The following is a 16,150-nucleotide window of genomic DNA, read 5'->3' as shown; positions in this document are numbered from 1 at the left end:
CCTTTGGGCCGGGGCACGCCAGGCCGCATGCGGGCGTTGCAGTCCTTGCCCGGGCACGAGCCCGGGCGGCGGCCTGCGCCTACGCCTGCGGCCCGGCGCACCCCGTCGCGGCCGCAACCGATTCATCCACAGCTTCTGAACGCTCATCCGGGCGGGAAGTCCAGCAGCACTGCCAGCCCCCGGCCATCCAGCCCATCGCCGAAGTGCAGCCTGGCGCCGTGCAGGGCCGCGGTGCGCGCGACGATGGACAGGCCCAGCCCGTTGCCGGTCTGCCCTGTGCCCAGCACGCGGAAGAAGCGCTCGCCCAGGCGTGCGCGGTCGGCTGGCGCCACGCCGGGGCCGTCGTCGCGCACGGCCAGGCGCACGCCGCCATCCGGCTGCGGCGCGGCGCTCAGGTGCACACGGCCACCGGGGTGGCCGTAGCGCACGGCGTTGTCGAGCAGGCTGCGCAGCGCGCTGGCCAGCAGGGCCGGCTCGGCCTGCAGCGTGGTGGCGTCCAGCGTCTGCGTGACCGTGATGCCACGCGCCTGTGCTGCGCTGCGGTCCATGCTGTCGAACAGCGCTGCCAGGTCCACGTCCTGGCGCGCCAGCGCGGCGTGGTCGGGGTCGAGGCGGGCCAGCGCGAGCAGGCTTTCGACGAGCGCGGTGCAGCGGTCCACGTCCTCACGCAAGGCGCGCAAGGGCTCGGCCGGCCCGGCCTGCTGGCGTTCGAGCAGCTGCACGCGCATGCGCAACGCGGCCAGCGGGGTGCGCAACTCGTGCGCGGCGTCGGCCGTGAAGCGGCGTTCCGATGCCAGGGCCGTGCCCAGCCGCCCGAGCAGCGCGTTCAGCGCGTCGAGGATGGGGCGCAGCTCGCGCGGCTGGCCGGCATCGGCCACGGGCGAGAGATCCTGCGGCGACTTGGCGGCGATGCCCGCGGCCGTGCGTTCCAGCGGCGCCAGCTGGCGCCGGATCGCCAGCCAGCAGACGGCACCGAGCAGCACCAGCAGACCCAGCATTGGCCAGGCCAGCTTCTCGGCCATCTCTTCGAGCAGGTCCAGCCGCTCCTTCCAGGGCTGGCCGACCTGGGCCGTGAGCCCGCTGCGCGCGTCGCGCTCGACGTAGACGCGCCAGTAGCTGCCATCGATCCAGACGTTGTCGTGGAAGTCGCGGCGCTTGTCGCCTTGTACGAAGGGGCGGGCGGGCGCGTCCTCGGCGCGGCTGCGCACGCGGCCGTCGGCATCGACCAGCTGGTAGTACAGCTTGAGCCGGCTTTCGCCCGCAAGGGCGCTGCCGGCGCGCGGCGTGGCGCCGCGTTGCTGCGGATCTGCGCCCAGCGCCAGCGCGAGACGGGCCGTCTCTTCGAGCGCTTCGTCGAACACGGCGCTGGACTCGTGCCACGCCACACTCACCACGATGGCCAGGCTGACCAGCCAGGCCGTGACGCTGGCACCCAGCACCCAGGCCAGCAGCCGGCGCCGCAAGGAGTAGGGCGCCTTCACGTGGCGGCCAGCCCGTAGCCCTGGTTGCGCACGGTGGCGATGAAGCTGCTGCCCAGCTTCTTGCGCAGGTTGTAGATGTGCACCTCGATGGTGTTGCTCTCCACCTCCTCGCCCCAGCCGTACAGCGCTTCCTCGAGCTGCGCGCGCGAGAGGATCTGGCCCGGCCGGCGCATCAGCGCGCGCAGCACCGCGAACTCGCGTGCGGTCAGTGCCAGTGGCGCGCCGTCCAGCAGCACGCGCTTGGCCGCGGTGTCCAGCACCACGGCGCCGTGGCGCAGTTCGGTGCTGCCCTGGCGCGCCTCGCGCCGCAGCAGCGCGCGGATGCGGGCCGAGAGTTCCTCCAGGTCGAAGGGCTTGACCAGGTAGTCGTCGGCGCCGAGGTCCAGGCCTTGCACGCGGTCGTGCAAGGTGTCGCGCGCGGTGATCACGATCACCGGCACGAGGGCGGCCGGTGCGCCGCGGCCGCGCAGCGCGGCCAGCACCGCGTCGCCGTCCAGGCCGGGCAGGCCGCGGTCCAGCAGCACGCATTGGTAGTCGTGCGTGGCCAGGGCCGCGGCGGCCTGGTCGCCGCGCCGCAGCCAGTCCACGGCATAGCCGTCCAGCTGCAGCCAGGACTGCAGCGAGCTGCCGAGCGAGGGGTCGTCTTCGAGGAGCAGGATGCGCACAGCCGCGAGGCTACACCCGGCGGCTGAGGCGAATCTGATGTCCCCCGTTCAGCGGGCCTTGAGCGCGGTGTCCGGGAAGTCGCTGAAGACGCCGTCCACGCCGGCGGCGTAGAAGCGTTTGTACTCGTTGACGGGGTCGCCCTTGTCGTCCGACGGCAGGCCGGTCACCTCGCTGCGGAAGGTGTAGGGCACCACCATCAGGCCGGCCGCATGCGCGTCCTTGATCACGTTGGTGGCCGGCATCACCACGCGGTCGCGCTCGTCGATCTTGCCGTCGCCGTTCAGGTCGTCTGGCTGGCCATCGTTGTTGGCGTCGACCTGCCGGGTGGGGATCAGGTAGGGCTTCCATGGGCCGATGATGTCGGCATAGGTCTTGATCTCGCGCAGGCCCTCGGGGGTCAGCAGGCTGGCGAAGGTACGCGGGTCCTTGGCGACGGCGAAGTCATAGGGCTTGTCGTAGGGTGCGACCAGCTGCATCACGCCGTTCTTGTCCACGGAGTCGCCGTCGACCAGCTGCACCAGGCGGATCTGGCTCTTGCTGCGCAGGTACTTGAGGTTGGATACCTCGAAGGACTGCACGATCACGGGCGAGCTTTTCTGCGTGTAGCCGTAGGTGGCCAACAGATCGAGCAGCCGGTCCTCCAGCTTGAGGCCCAGGGTCACGTGGAAGGTCGGGTGCTTGGTCTCGGGGATCACGCCGACGGTGCGGCCCAGCCGCGCGCTCTCGGACTTGGCCAGGTCCAGCACCTCCTGCAGCGTCGGGATGCGGAACTGCTGGTTGTAGCTCTGGTCGCGCGCCGCATTGGTTTGCTTGGCGAACAGGGTCTTGAGCTCGGCCAGCGTGAAGTCCGAGGCGAACCAGCCGGTCTCGTCGACGCCGTCGACGGTCTTCGTGGTCTTGCGGTCGGCGAACTCGGGGCGCGTGGCCACGTCGGTGGTGTTGGTGATGTTGGGTTCGTGCCGTGCCACGAGCACGCCGTCCTTGGTGGCCACGAGGTCGGGCTCGATGAAATCGGCGCCCATGTCGATGGCCAGCTGGTAGGAGGCCAGGGTGTGCTCGGGCCGGTAGCCGCTGGCACCGCGGTGGCCCACCACCAGGGGCTTCTCGCCGTTCAGCGTGGGGTAGCCGTCGTCGTCGTCACCGCCGCAGGCGGAGAGCAGTGCGCAGGCGGCCAGTGTGGCGGCCAGGGGGCGCAGGGTGGCGCGCAGGAAAGGGCGCTGGTTCAGCGGCATGGACGGTCCTCCTTGTTGTTGGGCGGCGAGTCTCCGCGGCCACTATGACAAGGCCATGAACCGAACGGCAGCTGATTTGCAAGGAGTTGTGACGGCGGCGCCGCGTGCTTCAGATGTCCACCGGCACCTTGAGCTTGGACACCGGCACCAACCCCTGGTCGCCGTCTTCATAGACCAGGTAGACCGCGGTGGACACCAGGCTCCAGCAGGCGGTGTAGCGCTGGCCCCGCAGCGTGGCCGATGCGCTGCGGAACAGGGGGCGGTCGCCCGGGTCGATGCGCTGGAGCACGGCCTCGTTGCTGCAGGCCGCCTCGGTGAAGCGGATCGAATCGGCGCCTTCGTTGACCACCAGGTCATTGGCCTGGGCGCCGGCGCTCAGCAGGGCCGCGCAGAGCACTGGGAGCAAAGCGGTGGTTCGCATGGTGTTCTCCGGTGGGTGCGCGGCGGGCTGTCGCGCCATGGATTCATTCTGGTTGGCGCCTGCGCAGGCTTTGTAGGACGCGGCGCGCTGTGCGCCGCGCCGCTGGCGGACCCGGCTGTCCGACGCCGCGCACGGGGCGGCACCTCGGCCGACTTGGGGCAACATCGGCGGCTTCGCCCGCTGTCCACGATGCCTGTCCTCTCCGCTGCTCCCGTCCGTCCCGTCTGGCTGACCGCCAACCTCGTCGCACAACTGGCCCTGGGCATGCTGGCCATGACGATCTGCCTGCCCTCCATGCAGCAATGGCCGGCCGAGTTCGGCGCCACGCAGGCCGAGGTGCAACTGGGCTTCGGCGGCTACGTTGCGGCCTACGGGGTCTTCCAGCTGGTCTATGGCGCGGTGTCCGACCGCATCGGCCGCAAGCCGGTCTTGCTGGCCGGGCTGGTGCTGGCGCTGGCCGGTTCTCTGGCGGCGGCGCTGGCGCCCAGCCTGGCCGTGCTGAACCTCGCGCGCGCGGTGCAGGGCGCGGGCTGTGCGGCCGGCATGGTGATCGGCCGGGCCATGGTGCAAGACCTCTTCACGGGCGCCGAACGCACGCGTGTGATGGCCTTCATCGGCATGATGATGGGCCTGTGCCCACCCACGGCCATGCTGTTGGGCGGGCAGGTGCATGCGCGCTGGGGCTGGCAGGCCAACTTCCTGCTGATCGCCGTGTTGGCCGCGCTGCTGCTGGTGGCGGCATGGCGTTGGCTGCCGGCCACGCAGCCGCCTGCACAGGCCCAGGGCGCCCGGGTGGCAGCGCTGCTGGGCGGCTACGCGCGGCTGGCGCGCGAGCGCTCCTTCGTGCTGCACGTGGCCATCCTGGCGATGACCTCCGCCACCTTCTACACCTTCCTGGGCGGCGCCCCGCTGGTGCTGGCCAGCTATGGCGTGGGGCCGCAGCAGATGGGCCTGTACATCATGACGCCGCCGGTGGCCTATGTGCTCGGCAACCTGCTCACGCAGCGGCTGCTGCGCACCGGCTGCAGCGACCGCTTCCTCATGGGCATGGGCCAGGCCGTCACGCTGACCGGGCCGGTCACGGTGCTGGCGCTGGGCCTGGCGGGCCTGCACCATCCGCTGGCACTGTCGCTGCCCATGCTGGCCATGGGCATCGGCCACGGCCTGCTGTTGCCGCCCACGCTGATCGGCACCGTCGGCCTGGTGCCCGCGCTGGCCGGCTCGGCCGCGGCCGTGGCTGGCCTCATGCAGCAGCTCACCGGTGCAGTGGGCGGCTTCGCGGTGAGCCTGGTGCCCATGGACGGGCCGGTCTGGCTGGGCGTGCTGATGCTGGGCTGGGCGGGCGCGGGGCTGCTGGCCCAGGCGCTGCTGCTGCGTCAGCGTGCGCCGGGGTCGGCGTAGGCCTGGCCTTGGGCCAGCAGTTCGGGCGTGCCGATCACACCGTTGAGCTGGTCGAAATCCAGCATGCGCTCGCGCAGCGTGGCCGTGGTGCCTTCGGCCTTGAGCGTGGCGAAGTACTGCTGCAGGCCGGCCGCCACGAAGCGTGCCGTGCCGCCCGGGAAGATGACGATGCGAAAGCCGATCTCGCCCAGCTCGCTGGCCCGCCCGATCGGCGTTTGGCCGCCCTCGACCATGTTGGCCAGCAGCGGCGTGCGGCCGGCGAAACGCGCGCAGGCCTGCTGCATCTGCTCGGGCGAGCGCAGCGCCTCGATGAACAGCGCGTCCACGCCGCATTCCAGATAGGCCTCGGCGCGCGCAAAGGCGGCGTCCAGGCCCTCGACGGCCACGGCGTCGGTGCGCGCGAGGATCAGCGTCTCGCGCGAGCGGCGCGCGTCCAGCGCGGCGCGCAGCTTGCCCTGCATCTCGGCGCAGGACACCAATGTCTTGCCGGCCAGGTGTCCGCAGCGCTTGGGAAAGTCCTGGTCTTCCAGCTGCACCATGGCAGCACCGGCACGCTCGAAGTCGCGCACCGTGCGCTGCACGTTGAGCGCATTGCCGTAGCCGGTGTCGCCGTCGACGATGACGGGCAGGCGCACGCGGTCGGTGATGCGCGCCAGCACGTTGGCGGTCTCGCTGGCAGTCGTCAGGCCAATGTCGGAGCGGCCGAGCTGGCTGTAGGCCACGGCACCGCCCGACAGGTACAGCGCCTCGAAGCCGGCCTGCTCGGCCAGCAGTGCGGTCAGGGCGTCGTAGACACCCGGGACCAGCAAGGGCCGGGGTTCGGCCAGGCGTTCGCGCAGGGTGCTCATTCCGCTTTCGCTCCCGTGGTGCTGACGATCTTGGCCCAGCGCGCCATCTCGCTCTGCACGAAACTGCCGAACTCGGCCTGGCCGCTCGCCATCGGAATCAGGCCCTCGTGGCGGAAGCGCTCGCGCAGCGCCGGCGACTGCAGCGCGGCCTGCACCGCCTGCGCCAGGCGCTGGGTCTCGGCCGCGTCCATGCCGGCCGGGCCGAACAGGCCGTACCAGGAGCTGAAGTCGAAGCCGGGCAAGGTCTCGGCGATGGTGGGCACCTGCGGGAACTCGGCCACGCGCTGCAGGCTGGTCACGGCCAGGGCCTTGACCTTGCCGGCCTTGAGCAACTGCTGCACGCTGGCCACGCCCGAGATCACCAGCTCGATCTGCCCAGCCACCACCTCCTGCAGCGCCGGCCCCGTGCCCTTGTAGGGCACGCTGGTGATCTGCAGGCCGGCCTCGCGCTTGAGCACCTCGCCAGCCAGGTGGTTCGAGCTGCCCAGGCCGGCGATCGCGATGTTGAGCTTGCCGGGACTCGCCTTGGCCAGCGCGATCAGTTCGGGCAAGGTGTTGGCCGGCAATGCAGGATGGGCGACCAGGATGCCCGGCAGCGATGCCACGCCGGCGATGGGTGTGAAGTCGCGCACCGTATCGAAGGGCAGCTTGTCGTACAGCGAGGGATTGATGACATGGCTGGTGTAGCTCAGCAGCAGCGTGGCGCCGTCCGGCTGGGCTTTGGCCACGGCCTGGGCCGCGATGTTGCCGGCCGCACCGGGCCGGTTGTCCACGATGAACTGGCGGCCCATGCGTGTGCTGAGCTCCTGCGCCAGCGCGCGCGCCACGATGTCGGTGCCGCCACCGGGCGTGGCGCCGACCAGCAGCCGGGTCACGCTGGGCTGGGCCTGCAGGCCCTTGGTGGACAGGGCCAGCGCGCCGCCCAGGGCGGCCAGTAGTTCGCGTCGTTGCATGTCTCGTGCTCCGTAGGGTCGTTGTCGTTGCGCTTCAGGCACTGGCCGTGTTGCGCGTCACCAAGGCTTGCCATGGCCGCCAAGCCATGCCCAGGTCCTTGGCCTGGCGTTCCTCGTAGGCCAGGAACTCCGCCGTGATCGCGCTACCGCGCACGCCGCCGCGCACACTGCCGGCGCGGCGGTCGCCGTAGTACTCCTCCCACTGCGGCGGCAGCGGCTGCGAAGACGGCACGGCCAGCCACAGGCGCAGCAGGTGGCGCTTGCGGTCGGGCGCGTCGAAGTCCTCGAACGGCGTGCGCGAGTGCAGCGTCACGTAGTTGTTGAGCAGCTGCAGGTCGCCCTGTTCCAGTTCCATCGAATAGCACAGCTTCTCGCTGGGCATCAGTTCGTCCAGCAGGTCCAGCACCTCGCGCTGCGCGGGCGACAGGCGCGGCACCTCGTCGAAGTCGCGCTGCGCGGCGTCGGTGTTCTTGCGGTTGGTGCGGGCGCAGAACCAGTCGGGGTCGTCGCCGACGATGGGGCAGCGGTAGTAGGGCGGCTGCGCCGGATCCTGCGTGCCCTGGTAGCTGTGGTACCAGTCCTGCTGCAGTACGGATACGAGGTCAGGCCGCAGCCGCGCCACCTCGTCGCGCAGCGCGATCGAGCTGACCACCTTGCTGGTGCCGCCGCTTTTGGCGGTGCGCCGGCACAGCAGCGCCACGACATCGCAGGAATCCTGGTGGAAGTCCAGACCGGCGTTGGTGTTGTAGCCGCGGCCACCCTTGACCTTGTAGTCAGCGCCGGTGTCGCGCACATCGTTGATGATCTCGCTGGCGCGGTTCTGCGTGCGCGCCGTGCCCATGTGCAGGCCCATGCCCCAGTAGGCCAGGCGGGTCTGGGCCTCGGTCCAGCGGTCCACGCCGAAGCCCTTGAGCAGGCACATGCCCCAGCGGCCCTGCGTGGTGGCGATGGCGCGGTCCAGCACGGCGCGCGAGGGGGCGGGCAGCGGGAAATCCGCCCGCGTCATCGACAGGAGCGGCTTGGCGGCTGCTTCGGCATGCGCCAGCGCGGTGTCGAAGCCGGCGGCTTCCTCCGGCGTCAGGCGGATGATCCAGGACAGGTCCTGTGCGGCGTCGTGCGCCAGCCAGGCGCGGGGTTTGGGTTCCATGCTCATCGGGTCTCCTTGCGGTGCGGGCCAGTCTAGGCTTGAGCAACATCAAGAAAAAGCGATGATTCTTGAATTGGAACGTCAAGGAATTTGATGAAGATCGAAGCATTCGCCACGCTCGACGCTGTGCTGCGCACGGGCAGCTTCGCAGGGGCCGCGGCCGCCATGAACCTCACGCCCAGCGCCGTCAGCATGCAGATGAAGCAGCTCGAGCAGTACCTTGGCCAGCCGCTGTTCGACCGCTCCGGCCCGCAGGTGCGCCCGCGCGTGGCGGCCTTCGACGTGGCCGCTGCCATGCGCGGCGGGCTGCAGCGGCTGGACGGCCTGCGCCGGCGGCCAGGCATCGCGATCGAGGGTGTGCTGCGCCTGGGCGTGATCGAATCGCTGCTGCCTTCGCTGCTGCCGGGCACGCTGTCGGCGCTGCGCGCGCAGCACCCGCAACTGGCGGTGCGGCCGGTGCGCGGGCGCAGCGCGACGCTGATCGCAGGTGTCAAGGCCGGACAGATCGACGCGGCCGTGGTGGCCATGCCGGCCAAGGGCGGCAGCGAGCAACTGCGCTGGTGGCCTCTGGCGCGGCGCGAGCTGGTGCTGATCGCGCCGCCGGATGCCACCGAGGCCAGCGCCACGGCCTTGCTGCGCCGACACGACTGGATCCGTTACGACCGCAGCACGGTGACCGGCGCGATGGCCGCGCGCCATGTGCTCGCGCTGGTGCCCGACAAGCGCGGCGCGCTGGAGCTCGATTCGGCGCCCGCCATCGTCGCCATGGTCAGCGGCGGGCTGGGCGTGGCCATCATCCACCTGCTGGACAGCTCGCTGCTCACGGCCTATCCGGTGCGCGTGCTACGCCTGGGGCGCAATGCGCCGGTGCTGGAGTTGACGCTGGTCGCGCGCAAGGCGGCCGACGACGACCGCGGTATGGCGGTGCTGCGCGAGCGGCTGGTCGAGCAGCTGAAGGCGACGGCACGGCCGTAGCCGTGCGCCCGGCTTCTCAGCGCAGGCCGCGCCGCGCGATGGTCTTGGCCATGCTCCAGCGGTGCACTTCGCTCGGGCCGTCGTAGACGCGGAAGGCGCGCATGTCGCGGAAGATGCGCGCGACGATGGTTTCGTCCGAGACGCCGCTGGCGCCCAGGATCTGCACCGAGCGGTCGACCACGCGCCACTCGGCCTCGGAGCACAGCACCTTGGCCACGCTGGATTCGTGGCGGCCCTTCTCGCCCTGGTCCAGCACCCAGGCGCAGTGCCAGATGGCCAGCCGCGCACTGTGCAGGTCCATCTCGTTGTCGGCGAGCATGAAGCCCACGCCCTCGTGCTCCACGAGCGGCTGGCCGAAGGCCTGGCGCGTCTTGGCGTATTCCGTGGCCACCTCGTGCGCGCGGCGCGCCTGGCCCAGCCAGCGCATGCAGTGCGTGAGCCGCGCCGGCGCCAGGCGGATCTGCGCGTAGCGGAAGCCCTGGCCCAGCTCGCCCAGCACGTCGGTGGCGGGCACGCGCAGGCCGTCGAAGCGCACCACGCCGTGGCCGCCGGTGAAGCAGCTGTCCAGCGCGTCGATCTGCCGCTCGATGACGATGGCCTTCTGGTCCATGTCGGCCAGGAACATGGTGGCGCTGCCGTCTTCCATGCGCGCCATGATGATCGCGAAGCCCGCGCCGGTGGCGCCGGTGATGAACCACTTGGTGCCCGTGATCACGTAGTCGTCGCCGTCGCGCACGGCCAGGGTCTTCATCATCGAGGGATCGGACCCTGCGCCCGGGGGCGGCTCGGTCATGCAGAAGCACGAACGCACGCGGCCATCGATCAGCGGCTGCAGCCAGCGCTCTTTCTGCCCCGGGGTGGCCACCACCTCCATGAGGTGCACGTTGCCTTCGTCGGGCGCGTGGATGTTGAGCGCCACGGGGCCCAGCGGCGAGTAGCCGGCTTCCTCGAACACGATGGCCTTGTCCACATGCGACAGGCCCAGGCCGCCGTGCTCCTTGGAGGCATGCGGCGTCAGCAGGCCGGCGCGCTTGGCGCGCGCGACGAGTTCGTCGCGCAGGGCCTCGTGCGGGCCGTGGTGGTCCTGGCGCGGGTCTTTCTCCAGGGGGATCACCTCTTCGGCGATGAAGCGGCGCGTGCGCTCCTGCAGGTCCTGCTGGAGCGGGGAGAGGCTGAAATCCATGGTGGCGTTCGGAGGTTGGGAACAGTGAGGCGCGAGCCTAGCGCAGCGTTTCACAGCGCCCGTGTCACATTGGCTACCCGGGCCGCCGCAGCTGTCGCGTCGGCGGCATCCCACGGCTGTCGGGGCTCGCGGCGCACGCGGGCGGCTCCATTGGCGGTGCAGCATGGGCCGATCCGCACTGCACGAGGCACCGCACCATGGCACACGCACGCCGCAACGAGGAACCCTGGGACCATCCTGCCCCCCGCGGCACGCACAGCCAGCCGCTGAGCGCGGCGGCCAAGGCATCGGCCCGCCAGCATGCCCGCGCCGCAGGGCGTCCCTATCCCAACCTGGTGGACAACATACAGGCGGCGAAACGCCAGAAGGCGCGCGCCGAGACACGTGATCCGGCGGGTGGGCTGACGCCGGCAGGCCGCGCCGCCTTCAAGCGCCGCGACGGCGCGCAGCTGCAGCCGGGCGTGACCAAGCTGGTGCGCGACATGACGCCCGAGGAGATGCGCCGCAAGGGCAGCTGGGCCACGCGCTTCTTCGGCCGCGCCGAATTGCCGCCGCTGCGCGACCCGCATGGCAAGCCGACGCGCTTCGCGCTGTCGGCCCATGCCTGGGGCGAGCCGGTTCCGCGCACCGAGGCGGCGGCGCGCCGCATCGCCGAGAAGGGCCGGCGGCTGCTCGCCCGGTACAAGCGGCTGCGCGAGCGTTGAACACTTGGGCCCGTGGCCTACAGACGCGGCGGCTGGACATGGCAGCATGCCGGCGATGAACGCATCCTCTCCATCCGCCGCGCCTGCGGCACGCCATTGGCTGGGTCTGCTGGGCTGGCTGCTGCTGTGCTTCGCGGTGGCTGCACTGGGCGCCTGGGCCTCGCGCGCGGCGCCGCAGTTCTATGCGCAGCTGGACCAGCCGGGCTGGGCGCCGCCGGCCAGTGTGTTCGGCCCGGTGTGGACGCTGCTCTACCTGATGATGGCCGTGGCGGCCTGGCAGGTCTGGCGCCTGCGCGGCTGGTGCGTGCCGCTGGTCCTGTTCCTCGTGCAACTGGCCGCCAACGGCCTGTGGAGCTGGCTCTTCTTCGGCTGGCGACTGGGCGGGCCGGCCTTTGCCGACATCGTGCTGCTGTGGGTGCTGCTGGCCGCCACGCTGGCCGGCTTCTGGCGCATCCGCCGCAGCGCCGGCCTGCTGCTGCTGCCCTACCTGGCCTGGGTCACGTTCGCGGCCGCGCTGAACTGGGCGGTCTGGCAGCGCAACCCGGGCCTGCTCTGAGTGCGCGCTACTTCTTCACATCGATCTTGGCCAGGATGCCTTTGAACATCTCGCGGTCCGCGAGGATCTGCTGGAGGAACACGTCGCCCTCGGCGTACGAGTAGCCCAGGTTGCTGCGCTCCAGCGTCTCGCGGAAGGCCGGCTCGGCGGCAGCCTGGCGCGCCATGGTGCGCAGCTTGGCCACCACCTCGTCGGGCGTGCCCTTGGGCACGGCCAGGCCGCGCCAGGCGCCCACCGTCAGGTCGATACCGCGCTCCTTGAGCGTGGGCGTGCCCGCGAACAGGCCTGGCATGCGCGCATCGGCCATCACGGCGAGCACGCGCAGCTTGCCCGCGGCCACGTGCTGCGCCACTTCGCCGGGGCTGACGGTGACGGCATCGAGGTGGCCGCCGAGCAGGCTCAGCACGGCCGGGTTGCCGCCCTGGTAGGGGATGTGCGTGAAGCGCGTGCCGGTCTTCTCCTCCAGCGCGAGCGCGGCCACGTGCCAGGCGTCGCCGGTACCGGCGTTGCCCACGCGGATCTTCTCGGGCGCCTGCTTCGCGGCGGCGAGGAACTCCTCGATGCTCTTCCACGGCGCGTCGGCCGCCACGGTGATGGCCGAAGGGTCGTTGTTGAGCCGCGCGATGAAGGTGTAGTCCTCCACCACCACCTTGGTCAGGTTCAGCGCAGGCAGGATCGCCAGGTTCACGCTGATCACGCCCATCTTGTAGCCGTCCTTCCTGGACAGCGCCACGTCGGTGAAGCCGATGGAGCTGGCCGCGCCGGGCTTGTTGACGACCACGATGGGCTGGGCGAAATGGGTGCGCGCGGCCTCGCCGAAGGTGCGCGCCACGGCGTCCGTGCCGCCGCCGGCCGCGGCCGAGACCACGAGTTCGACGGGCTTGGTCGGGTAGTCCTGCGCGAGGGCCGGAATGGCGCCAACGAGACCGGCGCTGCACGCCAGCGCGAGCAGCAGGTGGCGCCGCGCGGGCGCTCCAGGGAAATGCGTCATGAAACCTTCAGCGATGCACTGGCACGGTGCCAGCGGGCTGCGAGTGTCGGCGCTGAGGTACGGTATGCAAGCCCGGGTGAACCCGCGGTTCCTGTCTAGAAGGTGACGACCACGGAGGGCACGTTGCGCTGCGCCTCGCCGTGGAACACCGCCTCGATGTTGTTGCCGTCCGGATCGAGCACGAAGGCGCCGTAGTAGCCAGGGTGGTAAGGCCGTTCGCCGGGCCCGCCGTTGTCGCGGCCGCCATGGGCGAGTGCGGTCTGGTGGAAGGCCTCCACGGTGGCGCGGTCCTTGGCCTGGAAGGCCAGGTGGTGGCGGCCCGTCAGCTGGCCTTGCGCGGCCGTGCTGCTGGCGGTCGAGATGAACAGCTCGTCGGCCCAGAAGTAGTCGTCGCCGGTGCCGCCCAGCGGGATCTCCAACGTGGCGAACACGGCCGTGTAGAAGCGCCGGCTGGCCTCCAGGTCGCGCACCACCAGCTGGATGTGGTCGATCAGCCGGCCCCGGTGCAGTTGATTGGTCTCCATCGCAAGCTCCTCGGAAAAAGAAAAGCCGGCAGCGTACGCCCGCAAGGGGGCACGGTGCCGGCTTTCCCGCAGCGGTGGCAGGGGTTCAGGCCGCCTTGCGCCGCCCCATCCACTGCACCAGGCGCGGCAGCACCAGCACGGCCACCACCACGATGAGCAGCGCCAGCGACATGGGCCGCTGCAGGAACACCATGGCGCTGCCTTCGCCGATGGAGACGGCGTTGCGCAACTGCGCTTCGGCCAGCGGCCCCAGGATCATGCCGACCACCACCGGCGCGGTCGGGAAGGCATAGCGCCGCATCACCACGCCGAGCAGGCCGATGCCGAACAGCAGGAACAGGTCGAACGCGCTCTGGCGCATGCCGTAGGCACCCACGGTCGAGAAGATCAGGATGCCCGCGTACAGCTGCGGCTTGGGGATCTTGAGCAGCTTGACCCACAGCCCCACGAGCGGCAGGTTCAGCACCAGCAGCATGATGTTGCCGATGTAGAGCGAGGCGATCAGCGCCCAGACCAGCGAGGCCGAGGTCGTGAACAGCTGCGGGCCGGGCTGGATGCCGTAGTTCTGGAACGCGCCGAGCAGGATGGCCGTGGTGTTGCTGGTCGGAATGCCCAGCGTCAAGAGCGGGATCAGCGCGGCCGTCACCGTGGCGTTGTTGGCGGCCTCGGGGCCGGCCACGCCTTCGATGGCGCCCTTGGTGCCGAACTCGGCCTTGTCCTCGGGGTTCTTGGCCAGCTTCTTCTCGGCGGCGTAGGACAGGAAGGTCGGGATCTCGGTGCCGCCGGCCGGGATGCAGCCGAACGGCGTGCCGATGGCGGTGCCGCGCAGCCAGGCCGGGATCGAGCGCTTCCAGTCGCGCGCCGTCATGTGCACGCGGCTGAGCTTGTTCTGGCTCTCGGCCACCTTGCCTTCGTACAGCACGGCGTAGAGCACCTCGGCCACCGCGAACAGGCCCACCGCCACGAGCACGATCTCGATGCCGTCCAGCAGCTCGGGGATGTTGCCCACGTAGCGGCCCTGGCCCGAGATCTGGTCCAGGCCCACGCAGCCGATCGCCAGGCCGATGAACAGGGCCGCCATGCCACGCAGCGTGCTCTGGCCCAGCACCGCGCTGACGGTGGTGAAGGCCAGCAGCATCAGCATGAAGTACTCGGGCGGGCCGAGCTTGACGGCGAACTCGGCCACGCTGGGCGCGAACAGCGTCACGATGATGGTGGCGATGGTGCCGGCCACGAAGGAGCCGATCGCCGCCGTCGCCAGCGCCGCGCCGGCCCGCCCGCTCTTGGCCATCTTGTTGCCCTCCAGCGCGGTGACCATGGAGGCCGTTTCGCCCGGCGTGTTGAGCAGGATGGAGGTGGTGGAGCCGCCGTACATCGCACCGTAGTAGATGCCGGCGAAGAAGATCATCGAGGCCGTGACCTCGACCTTGCCCGTGATGGGCAGCAGCATGGCCACGGCCACGGCGGGGCCGATGCCGGGCAGCACGCCGACGGCGGTGCCGAGCGCGCAGCCGACCAGGCACCACAGCAGGTTGCTGACGGTGATAGCCTGGCTGAAGCCTTGCAGGAGAGCGTTGAAGATGTCCATGTCAGAGCCACCCGGTTTGCGTCAGGCCCGGCAGGTTGATGGCCAGGAACTTGGTGAACATCCAGTACACGGGCGCGGAGATCAGCAGCCCGGTGACGAGGTCCGTCGTCCAGGTGCGGGCGCTGCCCGCGACGGGCTGGCCGGCCGCGCGGCGCAGGCCTTGCACGGCCAGCACATAGCACAGCGTGCAGCCCAGGATGAAGCCCAGGTGCTCGATCAGCGCGGCGTTGAGCAGGAGGCCGGCCGAGACCCAGACCAGGCCGCTCCAGTTGGGCGGCGGCAGATCGGCTTCGTCCCCCATGTCGCGGAAGCCGCCGCTGCGCGCCTCCCAGAGCAGGAATGCGCCGCACAGCGTCAGCGCGCCCGCGCACAGCATGGGCAGGAAGTTGGGGCCCACGCCGCCGTAGCCGGCGTCGGACGAGATGCCCAGCGCGCCCCAGCCCATGGCCAGGCCGGTGAGCAGCACGCCCAGGGCGACCAGCGTTTGCGGGCCGCGTTGATCGCTTGGAGACATGGCTCAGACCATGCCCGACTTGGCCATGATGGCGCGCAGCGAGGCGAACTCGTCGTCCACGAACTTGTCGAACTCCGGGCCGGTGAGCACCGCCGGCGTCCAGTCGTTCTTCTTGACCGACTCCTGCCACGAGGCGCTCTTGACCGCGGCCAGCACCATGTCGGTCAGCGCCTTGCGCTGCGGCGCCGTGAGCCCAGGCGCGCCGTAGACGCCGCGCCAGTTGCCGATCACCACATCGATGCCCTGCTCCTTCAGCGTGGGCACGTTGACGCCCGGCAGGCGCTGCTCGGAGGTGACGCCGATCGCGCGCATCTTGCCGTCGGCGATGTAGGGCGCGAACTCGCTCATGCCGCTGCCGCCGATGGTCACGTTGCCGCCGAGGATGGCTGCCGTGGCCTCGCCGCCGCCACGGAAGGCCACGTAGTTGATCTTGGACGGGTCGACGCCGACGCGGCTGGCGATCATGGCTGCGGCGATGTGCTCGGTGGCACCGCGCGAACCGCCGCCCCACTTGACGCTGCCGGGGTCCTTCTTGAGCTGCGCGACCACGTCGGCCATGGTCTTGAACGGCGAGTTGGCCGGCAGCACGAACACGTTGTATTCGCTGATCAGGCGCGCGATCGGCGTGGCCTGCGACAGGTTCACCGGCGGCTTGCCGGTGATGATGCCGCCCAGCATCACGGCGCCCATGACCATCAGCGCGTTGGCGTCGTTCTTGGAGCCGTTGACGAACTGGGCCAGGCCCAGCGCGCCGGCCGCGCCGCCCTTGTTGTCGAAGCTCACCGTGTCTGCGGCCTTGGAATCCATCAGCGCCTTGCCGAGCGCGCGGCCGGTGATGTCCCAGCCGCCGCCCGGGTTCGCGGGGATCAGCATCTTGACGTTGGGCGCGGCCAGCGCGTGCAGGGGCAGGGCGCCCGTGGCGGCGAGGGCTGCGAGGGACTTGAGGAAGGTGTCGCGGCGCATGCT

Annotated in this window: 17 protein-coding genes; 4 read left to right on the top strand and 13 right to left on the bottom strand. The window is 70.7% G+C overall.

The genetic code is table 11. From position 1 onward, the window contains the following. Positions 1 to 143: 143 nt before the first annotated feature. From DES41_RS32115 to DES41_RS38575, 4 genes are all read right to left on the bottom strand, one after another. Positions 144 to 1,481 carry an ATP-binding protein gene (locus DES41_RS32115; RefSeq protein ID WP_245965965.1) on the bottom strand — a complete coding sequence of 446 codons (1,338 nt, stop codon included), beginning with the start codon at positions 1,479 to 1,481 and terminating at the stop codon, positions 144 to 146. Beyond that, on the bottom strand, positions 1,478 to 2,146 hold the full coding sequence (locus DES41_RS32110; RefSeq protein WP_114471707.1) for a response regulator transcription factor: 669 nt from the start codon (positions 2,144 to 2,146) through the stop codon (positions 1,478 to 1,480). The genes DES41_RS32115 and DES41_RS32110 overlap by 4 nt, the downstream gene beginning before the upstream one ends. Positions 2,147 to 2,194: 48 nt before the next feature. Continuing rightward, positions 2,195 to 3,379: a glycerophosphodiester phosphodiesterase gene (locus DES41_RS32105; protein WP_114471706.1), complete on the bottom strand. Its 1,185-nt coding sequence runs from the start codon at positions 3,377 to 3,379 to the stop codon at positions 2,195 to 2,197. Positions 3,380 to 3,488: 109 nt separating this feature from the next. Beyond that, positions 3,489 to 3,800, bottom strand: a complete 312-nt coding sequence (locus DES41_RS38575) for a hypothetical protein (protein WP_170168354.1) — start codon at positions 3,798 to 3,800, stop codon at positions 3,489 to 3,491. A 189-nt stretch (positions 3,801 to 3,989) separates the two neighbouring features. Between DES41_RS38575 and DES41_RS32100 the strand changes: the two genes are divergently transcribed. Beyond that, positions 3,990 to 5,201, top strand: coding sequence for an MFS transporter (locus DES41_RS32100; protein WP_170168353.1), 1,212 nt, complete (start codon positions 3,990 to 3,992; stop codon positions 5,199 to 5,201). On the opposite strand, the gene DES41_RS32095 is transcribed toward DES41_RS32100, so the two are convergent. The 3 genes from DES41_RS32095 to DES41_RS32085 are packed head-to-tail and all read right to left on the bottom strand — an operon-like array spanning position 5,177 to position 8,155. Beyond that, positions 5,177 to 6,049 (bottom strand): isocitrate lyase/PEP mutase family protein, encoded by an 873-nt coding sequence (locus DES41_RS32095; RefSeq protein WP_114471704.1) that lies wholly within the window; start codon positions 6,047 to 6,049, stop codon positions 5,177 to 5,179. The genes DES41_RS32100 and DES41_RS32095 overlap by 25 nt on opposite strands. Beyond that, complete coding sequence (locus DES41_RS32090; protein WP_114471703.1) at positions 6,046 to 7,002, bottom strand: tripartite tricarboxylate transporter substrate binding protein; 957 nt, start codon at positions 7,000 to 7,002, stop codon at positions 6,046 to 6,048. Before DES41_RS32090 ends, DES41_RS32095 begins: the two co-directional genes overlap by 4 nt. 34 nt (positions 7,003 to 7,036) lie before the next feature. Then, positions 7,037 to 8,155 (bottom strand): TauD/TfdA family dioxygenase, encoded by a 1,119-nt coding sequence (locus DES41_RS32085; RefSeq protein WP_114471702.1) that lies wholly within the window; start codon positions 8,153 to 8,155, stop codon positions 7,037 to 7,039. Positions 8,156 to 8,242: 87 nt separating this feature from the next. Between DES41_RS32085 and DES41_RS32080 the strand changes: the two genes are divergently transcribed. Continuing rightward, positions 8,243 to 9,124, top strand: coding sequence for a LysR family transcriptional regulator (locus tag DES41_RS32080; protein ID WP_114471701.1), 882 nt, complete (start codon positions 8,243 to 8,245; stop codon positions 9,122 to 9,124). A 16-nt stretch (positions 9,125 to 9,140) separates the two neighbouring features. Here the strand turns inward: DES41_RS32080 and DES41_RS32075 are convergent, their stop codons facing one another. Further along, the gene (locus tag DES41_RS32075; protein WP_114471700.1) at positions 9,141 to 10,307 is read right to left on the bottom strand and encodes an acyl-CoA dehydrogenase family protein; all 1,167 of its coding nucleotides are present in this window, start codon (positions 10,305 to 10,307) and stop codon (positions 9,141 to 9,143) included. A 197-nt stretch (positions 10,308 to 10,504) separates the two neighbouring features. Between DES41_RS32075 and DES41_RS32070 the strand changes: the two genes are divergently transcribed. Beyond that, complete coding sequence (locus tag DES41_RS32070; RefSeq protein WP_114471699.1) at positions 10,505 to 11,011, top strand: DUF6321 domain-containing protein; 507 nt, start codon at positions 10,505 to 10,507, stop codon at positions 11,009 to 11,011. Between the two features lie 55 nt (positions 11,012 to 11,066). Continuing rightward, positions 11,067 to 11,567, top strand: a complete 501-nt coding sequence (locus DES41_RS32065; RefSeq protein ID WP_114471864.1) for a TspO/MBR family protein — start codon at positions 11,067 to 11,069, stop codon at positions 11,565 to 11,567. Between the two features lie 7 nt (positions 11,568 to 11,574). Here the strand turns inward: DES41_RS32065 and DES41_RS32060 are convergent, their stop codons facing one another. From DES41_RS32060 to DES41_RS32040, 5 genes are all read right to left on the bottom strand, one after another. Beyond that, a complete protein-coding gene (locus DES41_RS32060) occupies positions 11,575 to 12,558 on the bottom strand; it encodes a Bug family tripartite tricarboxylate transporter substrate binding protein (protein ID WP_114471698.1) in 984 nt (327 codons plus the stop codon). 95 nt (positions 12,559 to 12,653) lie between these two features. Then, the gene (locus DES41_RS32055; protein WP_114471697.1) at positions 12,654 to 13,082 is read right to left on the bottom strand and encodes a VOC family protein; all 429 of its coding nucleotides are present in this window, start codon (positions 13,080 to 13,082) and stop codon (positions 12,654 to 12,656) included. An 85-nt stretch (positions 13,083 to 13,167) separates the two neighbouring features. After that, the gene (locus DES41_RS32050; RefSeq protein WP_114471696.1) at positions 13,168 to 14,670 is read right to left on the bottom strand and encodes a tripartite tricarboxylate transporter permease; all 1,503 of its coding nucleotides are present in this window, start codon (positions 14,668 to 14,670) and stop codon (positions 13,168 to 13,170) included. A gap of 1 nt (position 14,671) precedes the next feature. Then, positions 14,672 to 15,184, bottom strand: coding sequence for a tripartite tricarboxylate transporter TctB family protein (locus DES41_RS32045; RefSeq protein WP_114471695.1), 513 nt, complete (start codon positions 15,182 to 15,184; stop codon positions 14,672 to 14,674). A 3-nt stretch (positions 15,185 to 15,187) separates the two neighbouring features. Beyond that, positions 15,188 to 16,147: a tripartite tricarboxylate transporter substrate binding protein gene (locus DES41_RS32040; RefSeq protein WP_114471694.1), complete on the bottom strand. Its 960-nt coding sequence runs from the start codon at positions 16,145 to 16,147 to the stop codon at positions 15,188 to 15,190. Between the last annotated feature and the right edge of the window lie 3 nt (positions 16,148 to 16,150).

Source organism: Pseudorhodoferax soli, from assembly GCF_003337555.1.
GTDB lineage: Bacteria > Pseudomonadota > Gammaproteobacteria > Burkholderiales > Burkholderiaceae_C > Pseudorhodoferax > Pseudorhodoferax soli.
Note: the sequence above shows the minus strand (reverse complement) of the source record. Positions and strands in the feature narration are given on the sequence as shown.